Annotated in this window: 12 protein-coding genes; 6 read left to right on the top strand and 6 right to left on the bottom strand. The window is 61.0% G+C overall.

What is annotated here, in order from left to right; genetic code table 11:
• Window positions 1–14 precede the first annotated feature (14 nt).
• The 3 genes from LOY28_RS17080 to tssB all read right to left on the bottom strand — a co-directional run bounded on the left by LOY28_RS17080 (window position 15) and on the right by tssB (window position 2,653).
• A complete protein-coding gene (locus LOY28_RS17080; protein WP_007937704.1) occupies window positions 15–512 on the bottom strand; it encodes an Hcp family type VI secretion system effector in 498 nt (165 codons plus the stop codon).
• A gap of 75 nt (window positions 513–587) precedes the next feature.
• Complete coding sequence (gene tssC, locus LOY28_RS17075; protein WP_018929663.1) at window positions 588–2,075, bottom strand: type VI secretion system contractile sheath large subunit; 1,488 nt, start codon at window positions 2,073–2,075, stop codon at window positions 588–590.
• A 29-nt stretch (window positions 2,076–2,104) separates the two neighbouring features.
• Window positions 2,105–2,653: a type VI secretion system contractile sheath small subunit gene (tssB, locus tag LOY28_RS17070; RefSeq protein WP_026331704.1), complete on the bottom strand. Its 549-nt coding sequence runs from the start codon at window positions 2,651–2,653 to the stop codon at window positions 2,105–2,107.
• Between the two features lie 228 nt (window positions 2,654–2,881).
• Between tssB and LOY28_RS17065 the strand changes: the two genes are divergently transcribed.
• From LOY28_RS17065 to tssA, 5 genes are all read left to right on the top strand, one after another.
• Window positions 2,882–3,331, top strand: a complete 450-nt coding sequence (locus LOY28_RS17065) for a hypothetical protein (RefSeq protein WP_007937709.1) — start codon at window positions 2,882–2,884, stop codon at window positions 3,329–3,331.
• A gap of 66 nt (window positions 3,332–3,397) precedes the next feature.
• The gene (tssK, locus tag LOY28_RS17060) at window positions 3,398–4,729 is read left to right on the top strand and encodes a type VI secretion system baseplate subunit TssK (protein WP_064618253.1); all 1,332 of its coding nucleotides are present in this window, start codon (window positions 3,398–3,400) and stop codon (window positions 4,727–4,729) included.
• An 18-nt stretch (window positions 4,730–4,747) separates the two neighbouring features.
• Complete coding sequence (locus LOY28_RS17055) at window positions 4,748–5,515, top strand: DotU family type IV/VI secretion system protein (RefSeq protein ID WP_258612227.1); 768 nt, start codon at window positions 4,748–4,750, stop codon at window positions 5,513–5,515.
• Window positions 5,512–9,330 carry a type VI secretion protein IcmF/TssM N-terminal domain-containing protein gene (locus tag LOY28_RS17050; RefSeq protein WP_258612226.1) on the top strand — a complete coding sequence of 1,273 codons (3,819 nt, stop codon included), beginning with the start codon at window positions 5,512–5,514 and terminating at the stop codon, window positions 9,328–9,330. The genes LOY28_RS17055 and LOY28_RS17050 overlap by 4 nt, the downstream gene beginning before the upstream one ends.
• Window positions 9,327–10,424 carry a type VI secretion system protein TssA gene (gene tssA, locus LOY28_RS17045; protein WP_064618248.1) on the top strand — a complete coding sequence of 366 codons (1,098 nt, stop codon included), beginning with the start codon at window positions 9,327–9,329 and terminating at the stop codon, window positions 10,422–10,424. Before LOY28_RS17050 ends, tssA begins: the two co-directional genes overlap by 4 nt.
• Here the strand turns inward: tssA and LOY28_RS17040 are convergent.
• Window positions 10,421–11,392, bottom strand: a complete 972-nt coding sequence (locus LOY28_RS17040) for a 2-hydroxyacid dehydrogenase (RefSeq protein WP_018929656.1) — start codon at window positions 11,390–11,392, stop codon at window positions 10,421–10,423. The two genes, tssA and LOY28_RS17040, sit on opposite strands and share 4 nt — an antisense overlap.
• Window positions 11,393–11,912: 520 nt before the next feature.
• Here LOY28_RS17040 and LOY28_RS17035 point away from each other — a divergent pair.
• Complete coding sequence (locus LOY28_RS17035; RefSeq protein WP_064618247.1) at window positions 11,913–13,193, top strand: serine/threonine transporter; 1,281 nt, start codon at window positions 11,913–11,915, stop codon at window positions 13,191–13,193.
• A 12-nt stretch (window positions 13,194–13,205) separates the two neighbouring features.
• On the opposite strand, the gene LOY28_RS17030 is transcribed toward LOY28_RS17035, so the two are convergent.
• Window positions 13,206–13,886 (bottom strand): glycosyltransferase, encoded by a 681-nt coding sequence (locus LOY28_RS17030; RefSeq protein ID WP_258612225.1) that lies wholly within the window; start codon window positions 13,884–13,886, stop codon window positions 13,206–13,208.
• Between the two features lie 147 nt (window positions 13,887–14,033).
• Entirely contained in the window at window positions 14,034–16,643 is a 2,610-nt protein-coding gene (gene acnB, locus LOY28_RS17025; protein WP_018929654.1) for a bifunctional aconitate hydratase 2/2-methylisocitrate dehydratase, read from the bottom strand.
• Between the last annotated feature and the right edge of the window lie 336 nt (window positions 16,644–16,979).

The following is a 16,979-nucleotide window of genomic DNA, read 5'->3' as shown; positions in this document are numbered from 1 at the left end:
GCCGACGCGTCCGCTTACTTGACGAGCTTGTTGGCGGCCATGTCCCAGGTCGAGGCGGCCGTGCCTTCCTTGGTGCCGTCGTCTTTCTGGGCGGTGAGCTCCCACTTGATCTTGGTGAAGTTCAGGGAAATGGTTTCCACCGGTTTGCCACCCGTGCCGCCGCTGACGCTGACGTTGGACAGCACCACGTTGGTCAGGGTGTAGATAATGAACGGCATCAGCTGACCGCTGCCTTCGGCGGCGTTACGGCCGATGGTGATCTTGGCTTCGGGGATCGGTTTGCCGGCGCAGCAATACTCGTTGAGGGAAGGCGTCGAGCTGTCGACGAACTTGGTCAGGGTGAACTCGCCGATGTGCGGCTTGCCGGAGGTGCGCTCCGAGTTGCTGACGTCGTTGGTCACCTGCATGGCCACGTTGTGGCTGTAGGACATGACTTCGATCTTGTCCTTGTAACCCTCGAGCAAGCTATCGCCTTTGATGTCGCCGCCGAGGTCGAGAATGATTGCATCCATCGCATGAAACTCCTGAAAGTAATCGTGCTAGATAAGCGGGGGAATCCCGCCGGGTTGACCCCGACGGGAGGCAGGTCAGGCGGCTACCGGTGGCGGCAGGGTCGCGACCAGGCGGATCGACGCGGTCAGTTCCTCAAGCTGGAAGTGCGGCCGCAGGAACACCGTGGCCTTGTAGGCTCCGGGCTTGCCGGCGACCTCGGTCACATCCACTCGGGCTTCACGCAACGGGTACTGCGCCTTGATCTCTTGCGGCGCGTTGTCGTTGATCAGCACGTAGTCGGCGATCCAGTTGTTGAGGTAGGTCTGCACGTTGTCGCGGGTCATGAAGCTGCCGACTTTGTCGCGCATGATCACCTTCAGGTAGTGCGCGAAACGCGAGGCCGCGAGCACGTACGGCAGCATCGCCGAAATCCGCGCGTTGGCATTCGCCTCGTTGGTGTTGTAGAGCTTGGACTTGTTGGTGGTCTGGCCGCCGAAGAACACCGCCACGTCGCTGTTTTTCTTGTGGCACAGGGCGATGAATCCGAGGTCGTTGAGCTCTTTCTCGCGACGGTCGGTGATCGCCACTTCGGTCGGGCATTTGAGCGACAGGTCGCCGGAGGTGGTGCGGAAGGTATGGGCCGGCAAGCCTTCCACCGCACCACCGCCTTCGGCACCGCGAATCGCCGCGCACCAGCCGTATTTGGCGAAGGCCTCGGTGATCCGTTGCGACAAGGCCCACGCGGCATTGCCCCACAGGTATTTGCCGTGGTCACTGCCATTGACGTCTTCGACGTAGTTGATGCCTTCCACCGGCGACGTGTCGGGACCGTAAGGCAGGCGCAGCAGGAAGTGCGGCAGCACCAGCGACACGTAGCGCGAATCTTCGCTTTCACGGAACGAGCGCCACTTGATCAGCTCCTGGCTCTCGAACACTTTCGACAGATCCCGTGGCACGGCCAGTTCGGTGAAGCTGTTCATGTCGAACAACCGAGGGCTGGCGGCGGCAATGAATGGCGCATGGGCGGCCGCCGCGACGTTCGACAGTTTCTCCAGCAGGCCGATGTCCTGCGGGTGCCGGCCGAAGGTGTAGTCACCCACCAACAGGCTGAACGGGTGGCCGCCGAAGGTGCCGTATTCCTCTTCGTAGATCTTCTTGAACAGCGCGCTCTGGTCGAACTCGACGGCTTTTTCCAGGTCGTTCTGCAGCTCTTTCTGGGTCACGTTGAGCAGGCGCAATTTCAGCCGGGAACTGGTCTCGGTGTTCTTAACCAACAAGTGCAGGCCGCGCCAGGAGGCTTCAAGTTTCTGCAGGTCCGGGTGGTGCAGCACTTCGTTCAGTTGAGCGCTGATCAGCTCGTCGATCTGGCTGATGCGGTCGTTGATCATCGCCACGGTGTCCTTGTCGACGGCCATGCCTTCATCGAGGACCTGAGTGGCGAATTCCGCGAGCATGTCGCGGGCGTAATCTTGTTGGCTGTCGTCATGGGCCATGCGGCCTTTGGCGATTATTTCATCGAGCAAGGACAAGGTCTCGCTTGCACTGTCACTGGCTTGGGTCTGGGCGGCGGATGAGGCGGGCATGGCAAAAATCTCCCTGGGTGGATGAGCGATCAGGCTTGCGGTTCAGCCGGTGCTTCGCTGTCGCCAGCAGGAGCGGGAGCGGCGGTGTCCGGACGAGCCGACTTGATCTCTTGCAGTCCCTCGGTGTTGGCAATGACGTCACGCAACAGCTTGTCCAGATCGTCGTTGCCGTCGAGTTTGGTCAGCAGGTCGCGCAGACGCTGGCGAGCTTCGAACAGGCGCCGCAGCGGCGTGACTTGCTCGACCACCTTGACCGGGTCGAAGTCATCGATGTGTTTGAAGTTGAGCTCGATGTTGAGCTTGCTGTCGTCGCCGCTGAGGGTGTTGTTGACCTGCAAGGTGGCGCGCGGGCCGATCGAGGCGAGGACTTCATTGAAGTTGTCGCGGTCGATTTCGGTGAAACGCCGTTCATTCAATTTCGGGAGTGGTTCGAGAGGCTTGCCGGAGAGGTCGGCAAGAATACCGACAACCAATGGCAATTCTTTCTTCTCGATCGCGTTGCCGATTTCGACGTCGTAGGTGATTTGCACCCGGGGTGGGCGAACCCTGTCTAGCTTGTGCTGAGTACTTTCTGCCATGGTGGCTGACTCCGATGCATGAGGCGGGAGCAATGCATCGGGAGGCCCGTTTCATCGCATTCCCTTACTGGACCGTAGGTTAGAAAGGGAGGGCAGAGGACCTGTCATTCCTTTGACGAACCTTCCGAATTCGTCGTGCCGACCGAACTACCCAAGACGCTAGAACAGGTCTATAAAAAAGCAAACGAAAAACGTTTTTGGACCGTGTCGAGAAAAGGAAAATTCATTTTGTACGCACGTCTCTTTTCTTTGGTTCTGCTCCTCTCACTCGCCGGGTGTTCGTTGTTCGGGCCTCGCGTCGATCTCGATAACCTGACGCTGGACGTCGCGCCCCGCGCCAACGACGACACCCCGATTGCGGTGGACTTCATTGCGGTGAACGACGCAGATCTGCTCAAGCAATTGTCGGGTATCACCGCCCGCCAGTGGTTCGCCGAGCGTGAGCAATATCAGCGCGACTACCGACAGCTGATGACGGTCTGGGGACTGGAGCTGGTTCCGGGTCAATTCATCGACAAACAACCCTTCCCGCTGGGGGGCAAGCGGGCGGCTGGACTTTTAGTCTTCGCCAGCTATACCACTCCCGGAGCACACCGGTTGCGGCTGGACGATCAAAGCAACGCCTGGCTCAAGTTCGACAGTCGCGAGATGACACTGGTCAGCGACCACCCGAACTGAACGCAGGATTGCTCCCACAAGGGCTGATGTTCAAGTCAGGCACCACAAGAGGTCGAAGGGAATCGTATGAGTCTGCTTCCTGACGCGGTTTGCTGGCATGAGGGCATGCAGTTGCTGCCCCAGCATTTTCAGTTGCAAGGGCTGCGGGCCGAGGCGTTGGTAGCGCATTTCGCCCAAGCATGTAATCCGTGGTTCTGGGGCGTGACCCGCGTTGAATTCGATCCCTCGGCACTGAGCGCCGGGCTGGTGCGCCTGCTCAATTTGCAGGCGACGTTGCCGGACGGTTTGCCGGTCAATTTGCAGGCCGGTGTCGGGCCGATGCTGGAGCTCGACGTCAGTGAAGCGATCGACGCCACGGACAACGCCACTGTCACCGTTTACCTGGCGGTCAGTCCGCTGTGGCGTGCCGGTCAGTTACTGCCGCTCAAGGGGCGATTGCAGTCGGTGGTCGGCGATGCGCTGCCGGATCTCACCAGCGGCGAGTACCCCGAATCGATCACGGTGTGGCGCCCGAATCCGCGTTTGTGCACGCAACTGAACAAGGCCGATTCGGTCTGCCTGCCGCTGCTGAGAATTCGCAAGGAAGGCGGCGGTTTTCTTGCGTTGCCTTACACACCGCCGACGCCGTGCCTGTTACCCGAATCGGTGGTGGGCCGGCGCGTGGCGGGACTGTGTGCCAGGGCGCGGGAGAAATGCATGTTCCTCGCCGGTCGCTTGCGCCAGGCGCAGCAGGCCGGCAATCAGGATGATTCGATGGAAATCCGGCGTCAGTTGACCGCGCTGTGGGCGCGGTTGCCGGAAGTCGAAGGTCTGCTGAACAGTCGCGTGGCCACGCCGCAGGCGCTGTATGGCTCGCTGCTCGGGCTGACCGGCGCCTGGTCGGCGCTCGATCCATTGGCGGGTGTTCCGGCGTTCGCCCCGCTGGATTTTCTGGAGTTGCAGCGCGGCTATGAAACGGTGCTCGACTGGCTGGAAAAGACCCTCGAACTGATCCGCGCCGGCTATCGCAGCCTGGCGTTCGAGCGCAACGAACAATCCTTCTCGATTCAATTGCCCGACGACCAGCCGAGCCAACGGCTGGTCATCGGTTTGCGCATGCCCAATGGCGCCAGCGAGCAGGCCGCCAGCGAATGGTTGAGCGGCGCGATCATCGCCTCGCAGCCGCACATCCCGTTGCTCAGCCGCCAGCGCATGAGCGGTTTGTCCCATCAGGCCATGAGTCGCAATGAGCAAGTGGCCTACGGCGTCGGTGACGATACGCGGTTGTTCGTGGTGACGGCCGAAGGCCAATGGTTCGACGGGCAGTTGCCGTTGCTGATTGCCGCACCGGCTTCCAGGCTGGCCAGCAGTCCATGGCAAGTGGTGTTGTTTGTGGCCCAGGCGAGTGAAAGTGCTTGATCGAGGAAGGAACGTCATATGTCTGAGGGGAATGCCGGGACAGGTACACGAGGCCTCAACGAAGCGCCGCTGAGCAGTGCTTTTCGCCAGGCCTGGCAGCAATGGTCCCAGGACTGGAGCCAGTTGCCCAAGGACAGCGAAGACGAAGCGCTGGTGGAAGCGGTGGTCGAACTCTCCACGCAAATCTCCCAGCGACTCTGGCGAACGGCTTTTGCCAAAGTCGGTGATGCCGCCACCGAACAAGTCAAAGCGCTGGTTTATGCCTTTGTCGCGCTGGTCGATGAAACCTTGCTGTTCACGCCGTGGCCGGGCCAGTCGGCCTGGCAGGATAAACCCCTGGAATCGCGGATGTACTCCAGTCGTCAGGCCGGCGAGCGGATACCGTTGGCGATCAAGGAACTGCTGGATGAGCAAATCCCTACCACTCGCGATCTGGCCAATGTCTATTTGCAGTGCCTGGTACTGGGCTTTCAGGGGCGTCTGCGGGGTGAACAGAATCAGGCCCAGCATGAAAAATGGCGCCTGGCGCTGTTCACCTTTGCCTGGCAGCACGAGGCGGATTATGCCGATGTCAGCGCCCGGCTCGAACAACCTTCGGCGGTGACGCCGCTGCAATTGCCGGTGCGTCTTTCGTTGCCCGATGGCTTTCGCCTGGGGTTGGGAATTCTTGCCGTGGTCCTGCTGCTGACCGGGTTGGGGCAGTTGTTCTGGCGTGACATTCGCCAGGAGCTCGAACCGGTCTTGCAACTGACCGATTCGGTGGCCACCTCGGAGCAAGACTCATGAGCACGCTGGGGATTATCGGCCTGATCATCGTCGTGCTGTTGGTGCTGGCGATTGTCGCCGTGGCAGTCTGGTGGTTGCGCACGCAAAGCGGCGCGGCGATCCGCAGTTTTTACCTGGCGGTGCGGCAGATGGAGCAGGAGCAGGGCACCCAGGATCGCTACCAGATTCCCTGGCTGCTGATGCTCGGCAACGAGACTCAGGGCACGCAGTTGTGCACCCAGTGGCGCTTGCAGCCCACCGACAAACCGGGCTGGTTCGGTCGCTGGTGGTCGGACCCCGAAGGTGCCGTATTGGTGGTGCCCCAGGCGCTGTTTTTGCCGGATGAAGGCATGCACCTGCAACGGGGTGGCTGGTGGCGCTTGCTGGGTTTGATCCTGCGCTTGCGCAGTCAGCGTCCGCTGGACGGCGTGATCTGGACGGTGCCGATCAGTCGGCTGGGCAATGCCGAGCAGGCGGCGGCCCTCGGCCTGGCGGCGCGTCGACGTTTTATCGATCTATTGCAGCGCTTCGGTTTGAGTCTGCCGGTGTACGTGGTCGTTACCGGCATGGAAGAGTTGCCGGGTTTTCAGGAGTTGATTAGCGCGCTGCCGGTCGAGGCTCGCGAACGTACGCTCGGCTGGTCCTCGCCCCACGGGCCCGATGCGGTGTGGCAGGCGCAATGGAGCGATCAGGCGCTGGATCAGGTCAACCGGGCCCTGGCGGAATCGATCATCGAAATCGGCGCCTTGTCCGGGCAATTGAGCGTCGACCTGTACGGCTTGCCGGAACGCTTCGAAGCCTTGCGGCGCAATCTGCAATCCTTGCTGGAACCGGTTTTCCAGGGTAATGCGCAAGGCGAAGCACCGCGTTTTCGCGGGGTTTATTTCACCGCCAACCAGCCCTCGGATGACAGCGCCGACGGGTTTTCGGCCTACGACACCGGCTTGCAGCAGAGCGCTTTCGCCCGGCAACTGTGGCAGCGGCGGGTGGTCGCCGAGCGCGGTCTGGCTCAGGTGGTGCCGCGTCTGTTACGCCTGCGTCAGCGCTGGCAGCGCGTGACCGGTGGGGTGGCGCTGGTGGTCGCGCTGCTCTGGGGCGCTGGCATGCTGTGGGTGTGGCAGGACTCGGAAAAGGATGCCCATGAGTTGTCGCGCCTGATGCAAGGGGCGCAGAAAAATTACGTGGCGGTCACGGATGAATCTCATCGGCGGGAGGCGACCCGGCGCAACGTCCAGGGTTTCTGGCGGGTGCTGGAGAAGGCGCAGCGCTGGCGCTTCACCTCGGTGGTGTTTCCGACCTCCTGGTTCTCCTCGCTGGATGCGCAGTTGGAGAACGAATTGCGCCTGACCGCACAAAGTCACTTGTTGTTGCCGCTGCGCGATCTGTTGAGCGCGGATCTGGCGCAACTCAAGACCATTCGCAACACCGAACGACGGGGCAACGTCGAAAGCGAAGACCCGGCCCAATGGCAAAACTACGTCAAGGCCACGGAGCTGGTCGAGCGTGCGGTGAGTCTGGAGCAGCAGAACCAGTGGTTCAGTCAAGCGCTGAACAACACCAAGGCACCGCTCGAAGACCTGGTGTTGCTGAGCAACAACGCCCTGTCGCTGAACCTCAACGCAGGCACTCTGCACCGCGCCGGCTTTTACAACCGGGCGCTGCTGGATGCCGACAACAGTGAGTTGAAGCCGCTGGACCTGACCGTCGAGCGCGCGCAGATCGAGGAAAACTTCCTCGGGCTCATGGAGCGCTGGCTGGACCAGTATTTCCTTGCCGATAACTTCGTGCGTCAGGCCGGTTATCTGAGATTGCACCTGGAGCGACTGGAGGCCGGCAGCGGCAATTCCCTCACCGAACTGGAAGATCTGCGGGCGTTGATCGACGACCTGCAAGCGCTGGTCGGCTTGACCAACTCGGCGTGGAGCCGGGGCAAGGGACAGGATCTGGTGCCCGGTTACCGGGCGATGATGGACAAGGTGCGCCAAAGCACATTGCTTGGTCCGCAGGTCGAACAGCAACTGGATCAACAGGCGTCGAAGTTGCAGCAGAGCTTTCGTGACCAGTGGATCACCCAGGCCGGGGCCAGGGACAATTTGCTGATTCAGCAAGGCAGCGGGCAACTGGTCTTGCAGGAGCATGTGGTGCAGTTGAACAACGCGGTGCAGGCACTGTTCAAGCGTGATTTCGTCGCCATCGCCTTGCAGGCGGATCAGTCCGACGTCCCGGATGGACAGGGGCGCGGTGTTGATGGCGACGACCTCGACAGTGCGCTGAACTACTTCGCCAGTTACAAGAGTTATGCCGCCGAAGAGCTGCCGCGCATCCCCCCGGCGTATCGCGGCGCGTTGCTGCAAGCGGCCGAAGGCGCGGTGGTCAAGGCCATGTTGTCGAGCCTGCGCGAGCACAATGCGCAGGTCCAAAGTGGTGTCTTCAATGTGCAGGCCTCTCAGGCGATTGCCTTGCAAAAGGCTTTTGTCGAAGTGCGCCGCAGCGATCTGGCTACGCGTTTGCAAACCGCTTTGAACCGCCGCGCCCTGGCCGACATCGTCAGTGGCCTCGATGAAATCGTCGCCCAGCCGCTGTTCAGCGGGCGCACCGAAATCAGCCAGTGGGACGGCTCGAAAAACTTCGGCCTGCAACTGTATGGCGCCAATGACGTTCAGGATCTGAAACTGAGCCTCAAGCAGCAGTTCAATACCATGCTCGGCATCACCGAACGCCGCACTTCGGCGCTGGAATGGCTGAAAGTCCAGCAACAGAACCTCTCGGCGCTGGATTACGAACGGGTGACGCAGTTCAGTGCGCTCAACGATGAACTGCTCAAATACAAAGAACAGAACCCCGCCAGTTCGCCAGCGCAGATCGAGCAGTTGGTGAGCCGCGACTTCATCGAAATGGACGTCGCGTCCTGTGGCCAGATCCTGCAAACCGCCAACCTGTCCGGCGGGCGCGGAACGTTGGCATTGCGCGCCGTGGATCTGCAACAAACCGCCATGCAACGCTGCCAGTTCCTGCAACAGCAGCAGGCTGCGGCGGCCTGGAATGAGTTGGCCAATTATTTCAACCAGTACCTGGCAGAGCGCTTTCCGTTTGCCAATGGCTTGCAGGCCAGCGACGCCGACCCGGCCCGGGTCCAGCATTTGCTGGAGCTGATCGACAAGCGTTTGCCGGTGGCGCAGGCCGGATTGGCTCTGAGCCAGACCCCGGAACGCCTGGCCGCCGAGGACTTTCTCAATCGTCTGAAGCAAGCCAGCACCTGGCTGGGGCCGATGTTCGTGCGCGACAAGAGCGGCGTGCTGGGGTTGGAGATGGATGTGCGCTGGCGCACCGATCGGGAGGAAGAGCGCGGTGCCGACCAGGTGATTGCCTGGGGCTTGAATGCCGGGAATCAACAGATCAACTACCCCGGCGAGGCTCAGCAGAACCTGCGCTGGATGGTCGGCCAACCAGTCCGGCTGACCTTGCGTTGGGCCAGAAATGGCTATCAGCGTCCGGCCAACGATCCGTTACAGCCGAGCCTGGTGGTGCGTGATCTGGAAGCGGGTTGGGAGTACAGCGGTCCATGGTCGCTGTTGCGCTTGATGCGTTCGCACGTGTCGGTGCAGCGCCAGCCGAACCTGGACTACACGGATTTTCCGTTGACCTTGCGCCTGCCCGTGACCACGCAGGCCAGCGCAGCGGAGCAAACCCTGATGTTTGTGCGCCTGTCGTTGATGACCCAGGGCTCGAAATTGCCGTTGTCCATTCAGCCCTTGCCGACCCGGGCTCCGCGTTCACCGTTCCTGGTGACGCGCTCGACCGCGGCGATTGAATCCCATGAGGAGGAGGGCCTGTGAATCAACCATCAACACCGTTGCCGGAACTGATTACGCAACTGCTCGAACCGATCAGCAAGGAGGCGCCTTGTGGTCAGGATTTGCGTTATGAACCCGAGTTCGACCGGTTGCGCGAACTGCGCCGCGAGGATGACACCAGTTTGCCGACGGGGGTGTGGCAGTCGTCGATCAAGCGCGCACAGTGGCCGGAGCTGGAAAAACTGGCCACGAGCCTGCTGCTCGAGCGCAGCAAGGATTTGATGCTCAGCGCTTGGCTGGGGGAGGCCTGGCTGCATCAGGACGGGCTCGATGGGTTGCCGGGCAGCCTGGCGCTGGTGGCCGGGTTGTGCGAACGCTATCCCGAACACCTGCACCCACAGGCTGAGGATGGCGACCTGTCGTGGCGAGTGATACCGCTGGAATGGTTGGCTCGACGCTACGCTGAAGTGTTGCTGACCCGAGTGCCGCTGTTCGAACCGCACAACCACGAATTCGACGGCTTCTGTCTGGACGCCTGGCGCCGGTTGCAGTTGCAACAGGTGCAGGGCAGCGACAGTAAAGCGGCCAAGACCTCGGCCGAGAACGCGCGCAACGAACAGAAAAAAATCACCGAACAGATTCGTGCCACACCGTTGTCATTCTGGTTGCGCAGCCAGGGCAGTCTGCTGCTCAGTCAGCAGCACTTGCAGCGCCTGGAGGTGTGGAGCGACGCTTTTCTCGGGAATCAGGCCCCAGGCTTCAAGGCGCTGCAGGACGTGATCGACGCGTTGTTGACCCTGGTTCAGGAGTTTATCGCCATGCATCCACGAAAACCGACCCCGGCGCCTCCGGTCGAAACGCCAGTGGTGGCTGCATCGAGCCCCAGCCCGACCGCCGCGCCTGAAGTCCTTGCAGTGCCCCAGGTGTTCAGCGAACCGGCGAATCGTGAAGAGGCGTACCGGCAATTGCTGCTGATCGCCGAGTACCTGGCGCGCACCGAACCCCACAGCCCGGTGCCCTATCTGATCAAGCGGGGTGTGGAGTGGGGCAATAAGCCCCTGAGCGAGCTGCTGGGCGAACTGATCAGCGCCGATGCCGAATCCCGACGACTCTGGACACTGTTAGGCGTTCTTTAGTGATTGAGCCGGGTGGTTGTCGACGGCGGCGGTAACGCAATGGGCGTCAGTACCGGTTGACCGGAAAAAAACGCCGTCAGGTTTTTGCCGGCCAGCTCGACGGTGCCTTGGGTGGCCTCCGGGGACAATCCGGCGACATGCGGAGTCAGAATCACGTTGGCCAACCCCTTGAGGGCGTCCGGTACCTGGGGTTCGTGGTCGAAGACATCCAGCGCGGCACCGGCGATCCGCCGCTGTTCGAGCGCGGTGATCAGGTCTGCCGTGACGACCACGCTGGCTCGGGCGATGTTGACGAGGAAACCGTTAGGCCCCAGGGCGTCGAGCACTTGCCGGTTGATCAGGTGTTGGGTGCCGATCCCGCCCGGGGTGGCAACTATCAGAAAGTCTGATTGGCGTGCCAGCTCGGTAGGCGTCGAGCAATAGCTGTACGGCACATCGCTGCGATGCTGGCGGTTGTGGTAACTCACTCTCATATCGAAGCCGTTGGCGGCACGTTTGGCGATAGCGAGGCCAACGGCACCGAGGCCGAGGATGCCTATGTGTTTGCCGGCCAGCGAAGGACGCATGATCTTCGGCCACTCGCCCCGACGGACGGCAGCATCTGCCCGAGGGATGTCACGAACCAGTGCCAGCAGCAACGCCATGGCGTGATCGGCAACGGAGGAGGCATTGACGCCGGCGCCGTTGGTGACAGTGATGCCCCGGTTGACGGCGGCCTGCAGGTCGACGTGTTCGTAACCGGCGCCGATCACGCAGATGATCTTGAGGTTGGGCAGGGCGGCGATTTCATTGGCATACAGGCCCAACGGGCCACGCGTCAGCACCGCATCGATCTGGCTGCCCTGCCGGGCAATGGCGGCAGCGCGCTCGGCCGGGGTTGGGGCCAGGATCAAATGAAACCCCTGATGTTCGAGAATCGGCAGGTATTCATTGATGGTTTCAACCAGTACCAGAACGGTTGCGGTCATGCTGGGCTCCTGTGGGCAGCGGAGTGTGGGGCTCGAACGTCGCGTCAGATTGCTGACTCCAGAGCAGATTGGCAATGGTCCGAGATCATAGGCTATTGGTTGGCAAGCACCTGTGCAGGCGTTGGCGATACCGGCGAGCTTCTTAGATACAACACTAGATCAGTGCGCGGCAGGTGGAGAGGATTTGTCCGCGATGAAATTGCCGCAGCAGTTGTCGAGCCTGCGTTCGGCTGCGCAGCAGTCGTAAAGTCAGGCGCTGCGGTTCGTCAGGCACACCGTACATTAGGGTTTACTAAAGCGTGTCAGAAAACGACACATCGCATACCCACTGCCGACAGTTATTTTTCTAAAAGCGACAGGCCTTTGATCTGCTCCGCACAACCATTGCTCAGCTAAGCCTTTGCTTCTGCTCGTTTATCGCGGAGAATCCCGCCCCTGTTTCGGCCGGAGCATGTCTGTCGGTTTTTTCCGACGCGTCCTGACCGAGTGGCAAGTGACCGGAAAGCGGAGATCCGACCGGATGAATGATCAGGCCAATAGCGTCGACGAACGCTATGTAGCGGCGACACCAGCGAGCCTCGAAAGCTGGAATCGCCATGACACCACCTGGATGCTGGGCCTGTTTGGCACGGCAATCGGGGCCGGTACCCTGTTTTTACCCATCAACGCGGGGCTGGGCGGCTTTTGGCCGTTGCTGATCCTGGCGTTGCTGGCGTTCCCCATGACGTTTTACGCGCACCGTGGCCTGACCCGCTTTGTGCTGTCCGGTCGTGAAGGTGCAGACATCACCGAAGTGGTGGAAGAACATTTCGGCATTAAGGCCGGCGCGCTGATCACCTTGTTGTATTTCTTCGCGATCTTCCCGATCCTGCTGATCTACAGCGTGGCCCTGACCAACACCGTGGGCAGTTTCCTCGAACATCAGCTGCACATCATGCCGCCACCGCGCGCCGTGCTGTCGTTCGTGCTGATTCTCGGCCTGCTGGCGGTGGTGCGTTGCGGTGAGCAGGTGATCGTCAAGGCCATGAGCCTGATGGTGTATCCGTTCATCGTCGCGCTGCTGTTCCTGGCGGTGTTCCTGATTCCTCACTGGAATGGCGGCATCCTCAGCACCGCGTCCACGCTGCCTGAGTCGTCGGCGCTGCTGCACACCCTGTGGCTGGCGATTCCGGTGATGGTGTTCTCGTTCAACCATTCGCCGATCATTTCGGCGTTCGCGGTGGACCAGAAACGTCGCTACGGCACGCATGCCCAAGAGCGCAGTTCGCAGATCCTGTCCCGCGCCCACCTCTTGATGGTGGTGATGGTGCTGTTCTTCGTCTTCAGCTGCGTGTTGACCCTGTCGCCGGCGCAACTGGCGGAAGCCAAGGCACAGAACCTGTCGATCCTGTCGTACCTGGCCAACCACTTCAGCAACCCGACCATCGCCTTCGCGGCGCCGTTGATTGCCTTCGTGGCCATTTCCAAGTCATTCCTGGGCCACTACATCGGCGCCAGCGAAGGCTTGAAGGGCTTGATCGTCAAGAGCGGCAAACGCCCGGCGCCGAAGACCCTGGACCGCATGACCGCAGCGTTCATGCTGGTGGTCTGCTGGGTCGTCGCGACCCTGAATCCGAGCATTCTCGGCATGATCGAAACCCTCGGTGGCCCGGTCATCGCGGCGATTCTGTTCCTGATGCCGATGTACGCGATCCGCAAAGTACCGGCGATGGCGCGTTACCGTGGCCAAGCCTCCAACGTCTTCGTGACGCTGGTGGGCCTGGTGGCAATTTCGGCGTTGATCTACTCGCTCAGCGCCTGAAACAGCGGGCGATCAATCGGAGCTGCCCCGGTTGATCGCCCCCTTCGAATGCCCGGCCAGACGACCTTTGGTTCGCTGGCGGCAATGCTCGATAGCCGCAACGGCTTTTTCGCAGGCCTTGCACAGCGTGGCCGGCGCAGAAGCTTGCTGCGGTGCGAACCACTCGGGGCAGAAGCTGATCACGCCGTCCGGCGAATGCATCCATTGGCTCATAACGTGTTGAACCGTCCCGCTCAGGCCCTTTCTGGCGCGCAAGGCGTTAAGTGATGGCGCACAGAGCTGGTCCAGCGCCAGCCGATGGACCTCGCGCAAGAACGGTGAAATCTGTACCGAAAGGTAGGCAATGCCGAACGTCTCCTGGGCCACACGTGCGCCCAACGCCCAAAACGAGCCCACCACCACGATATCCTCATGGCGCCGCGCTGCGATGTAGTCATAGGTCGGTTCGAGCAGGTGCGAGACTGCGTTCCACTGCTCTGCCAAAGCGCTTTTCGAGTCTCGCGGGCGGGGCGCGTCGTCGCAGGTTTGCTGGCCTAACGGCTCGAATTCCAGCCCGTACTGTTCGACGGTGGCTTTGAACGCCGGCAGGCTGCACAAGGTCGCGCGATGACCGCGCAGGTTCAGCGCATTGGCCAGGCCAATGAAGGGGAAAACGTCACCGGGCGAACCGATGGCGATCAGGATGACCCGCATGACTCCTCCTTGAGATAAGGCCCGTGGGGCCTCGTGGCACGCCGTCCTGGTGCCGACATCAGGCAAAGATAGCTGGGTAATCGGCGTCAGGTATAAAAAAACGCCGCTCATCTCACGATGGGCGGCGTTTTTTATGGCTTTGTAGCGTTAGGCTTGAACGACCGGGATGTTGGCGTTCGCAGCAGCTTCACGGAACTCGGCGATCTGGTCGAAGGACAGGTAGCGGTAAACGTCGGCCGCCATGCTGTCGATCTTGCCAGCGTATTCCATGTACTCCTCGACGGTCGGCAGGCGACCCAGGATGGACGCAACGGACGCCAGCTCGGCCGAAGCCAGGTAGACGTTCGCGCCGTCACCCAGACGGTTCGGGAAGTTACGGGTCGACGTCGACACCACGGTGGAGTTCGGCTCTACACGTGCCTGGTTACCCATGCACAGCGAGCAGCCCGGCATTTCCATGCGTGCGCCGGCCTTGCCGTAGATGCCGTAGTAGCCTTCTTCGGTCAGCTGGTGAGCGTCCATTTTGGTCGGCGGCGACAGCCACAGACGGGTTGGCAGCTGACCTTTGACCTGTTCCAGCAACTTGCCGGCAGCGCGGAAGTGACCGATGTTGGTCATGCACGAACCGATGAACACTTCGTCGATCTTCTCGCCAGCAACGCTGGAGAGCAGACGGGCGTCGTCCGGATCGTTCGGTGCGCAGAGCACAGGCTCATTGATGTCCGCCAGATCGATTTCGATGACTTCGGCGTATTCGGCGTCGGCATCGGCTTCCATCAGTTGCGGGTTGGCGATCCAGGCTTCCATCGCTTGAGCGCGACGCTCCAGGGTACGTGCATCGCCGTAGCCTTCGCCGATCATCCAGCGCAGCAGGGTGATGTTGGATTGCAGGTACTCGGTGATCGACTCTTTCGACAGCTTGATGGTGCAACCGGCAGCCGAACGTTCGGCCGACGCGTCGGACAGCTCGAAAGCCTGTTCCAGCGTCAGGCCTTCCAGGCCTTCGATTTCCAGGATGCGGCCGGAGAAGGCGTTTTTCTTGCCTTTCTTCTCGACGGTCAGCAGACCGTTCTGGATGGCGAAGTAAGGAATGGCATGAACCAGGTCACGCAGGGTGATGCCAGGTTTCATTTTGCCTTTGAAGCGCACCAGGATCGATTCCGGCATGTCCAGCGGCATGACGCCGGTGGCTGCGGCGAACGCGACCAGACCGGAACCGGCCGGGAACGAGATGCCCATCGGGAAACGGGTGTGCGAGTCGCCACCGGTACCCACGGTGTCTGGCAGCAGCATGCGGTTCAGCCACGAGTGGATGATGCCGTCGCCCGGACGCAGGGAAACGCCGCCGCGGGTCATGATGAAGTCAGGCAGGGTGTGGTGGGTGGTCACGTCGATCGGCTTTGGATAAGCCGCGGTGTGGCAGAAGGACTGCATCACCAGATCAGCGGAGAAGCCCAGGCACGCCAGGTCTTTCAGTTCGTCACGGGTCATAGGACCGGTGGTGTCCTGGGAACCCACGGTGGTCATCTTCGGTTCGCAGTAGGTGCCAGGACGAACGCCTTTGCCTTCTGCCAGGCCGCAAGCCTTGCCGACCATTTTCTGCGCCAGGGTGAAACCCTTGGTGCTTTCGGCCGGTGCTTCAGGCTTCTTGAACAGGTCGAACGGTGGCAGACCCAGTTCGGCGCGAGCCTTCTCGGTCAGGCCACGGCCGATGATCAGCGGAATACGGCCGCCAGCGCGGACTTCGTCCAGCAGAACCGGGGTCTTCATTTCGAAGGTGGTCAGGACTTCGTCGCTGTTGTGCTTGGTGACTTTGCCAGCATGCGGGTACAGGTCGATCACATCGCCCATGTTCATGTTGGAAACGTCGAACTCGATTGGCAGTGCGCCGGCATCTTCCATGGTGTTGTAGAAGATCGGAGCGATTTTGCTGCCGAAGCAGAAACCGCCAGCGCGCTTGTTCGGCACGTAAGGAATGTCGTCGCCGAAGAACCACAGTACCGAGTTGGTAGCGGATTTACGCGAGGAACCGGTACCGACCACGTCACCGACGTAGGCGATAGGGAAGCCCTGGCCGCGCATTTCTTCGATCTGCTTCATCGGGCCGGTCTTGCCTTGCTCGTCCGGAACGATGCCGTCACGGGCCATTTTCAGCATGGCCAGGGCGTGCAGCGGGATGTCTGGACGCGACCAGGCGTCTGGAGCAGGGGACAGGTCGTCGGTGTTGGTTTCGCCGGTCACCTTGAAGACGCGCAGGCTGATCTTGTCGGCCAGCACCGGGCGCTTCTTGAACCACTCGCCGTCAGCCCAGGACTGCAGCACGGCCTTGGCGTGAACGTTGCCGTTCTTGGCTTTTTCAGCCACGTCGTGGAAGGCATCGAACATCAGCAGGGTGTGCTTGAGTTCTTCGGCAGCCACTGGCGCCAGTTCGGCGTCGTCCAGCAGGTTTACCAGGGTCACGATGTTGTAGCCGCCCTGCATGGTGCCGAGCAGTTCAACAGCGCGCTTCTTGTCGATCAGAGGGGATTTGGCTTCGCCCTTGGCGAGGGCAGACAGGAAACCGGCCTTTACATAGGCGGCTTCGTCCACTCCTGGCGGAACGCGATTGGTGATCAGGTCAACGAGGAAAGCTTCTTCGCCAGCCGGGGGATTCTTCAGCAGCTCGACCAGGCCTGCAGTTTGTTCGGCGTTAAGCGGCTGGGGAACGATACCCAGTGCTGCGCGCTCTTCGATATGTTTGCGGTAGGCTTCAAGCACAGTTATTACCCTCATCAGTGGTCCCAAATGGGTGTCCGGGACGCTCATCCCGAAATTGCCGTACTCATGCGCTGCGTGGCGTTGTGGGCCGCTTAGCCAGAATTACCGGCAATTCCTTACAGAAGCTGCTTTCAAAGTTTTACGCCTGCAGAACGGGGAGCTGATGAGGGTTGGCGTTGGGCTTTTCCCCGCTGGAAAAACCCTTCGCCAACACCGCTCTGAAGGAACGACTGTGCTCGTGACGCTTTGAAAACAGCTTCTTAACGGACATTGGCGCCTTAAAAGGCTGGCTGATTCTACGGCAAAAAAATTTGAAAGGTAAGTTAGGTCCAAAAC

The sequence above is a fragment of the Pseudomonas sp. B21-017 genome (assembly GCF_024749245.1).
Classification (GTDB): Bacteria; Pseudomonadota; Gammaproteobacteria; order Pseudomonadales; family Pseudomonadaceae; genus Aquipseudomonas.
Note: the sequence above shows the minus strand (reverse complement) of the source record. Positions and strands in the feature narration are given on the sequence as shown.

Excerpts from the sequence above, each read along its gene's own strand:
- LOY28_RS17040 (WP_018929656.1), bottom strand. The coding sequence starts at position 11,392 with ATGACCGCAACCGTTCTGGTACTGGTTGAAACCATCAATGAATACCTG.
- LOY28_RS17030 (WP_258612225.1), bottom strand. The coding sequence starts at position 13,886 with ATGCGGGTCATCCTGATCGCCATCGGTTCGCCCGGTGACGTTTTCCCC.
- tssC (WP_018929663.1), bottom strand. The coding sequence starts at position 2,075 with ATGCCCGCCTCATCCGCCGCCCAGACCCAAGCCAGTGACAGTGCAAGC.
- LOY28_RS17035 (WP_064618247.1), top strand. The coding sequence starts at position 11,913 with ATGAATGATCAGGCCAATAGCGTCGACGAACGCTATGTAGCGGCGACA.
- LOY28_RS17050 (WP_258612226.1), top strand. The coding sequence starts at position 5,512 with ATGAGCACGCTGGGGATTATCGGCCTGATCATCGTCGTGCTGTTGGTG.
- LOY28_RS17055 (WP_258612227.1), top strand. The coding sequence starts at position 4,748 with ATGTCTGAGGGGAATGCCGGGACAGGTACACGAGGCCTCAACGAAGCG.
- tssB (WP_026331704.1), bottom strand. The coding sequence starts at position 2,653 with ATGGCAGAAAGTACTCAGCACAAGCTAGACAGGGTTCGCCCACCCCGG.
- tssK (WP_064618253.1), top strand. The coding sequence starts at position 3,398 with ATGAGTCTGCTTCCTGACGCGGTTTGCTGGCATGAGGGCATGCAGTTG.
- LOY28_RS17080 (WP_007937704.1), bottom strand. The coding sequence starts at position 512 with ATGGATGCAATCATTCTCGACCTCGGCGGCGACATCAAAGGCGATAGC.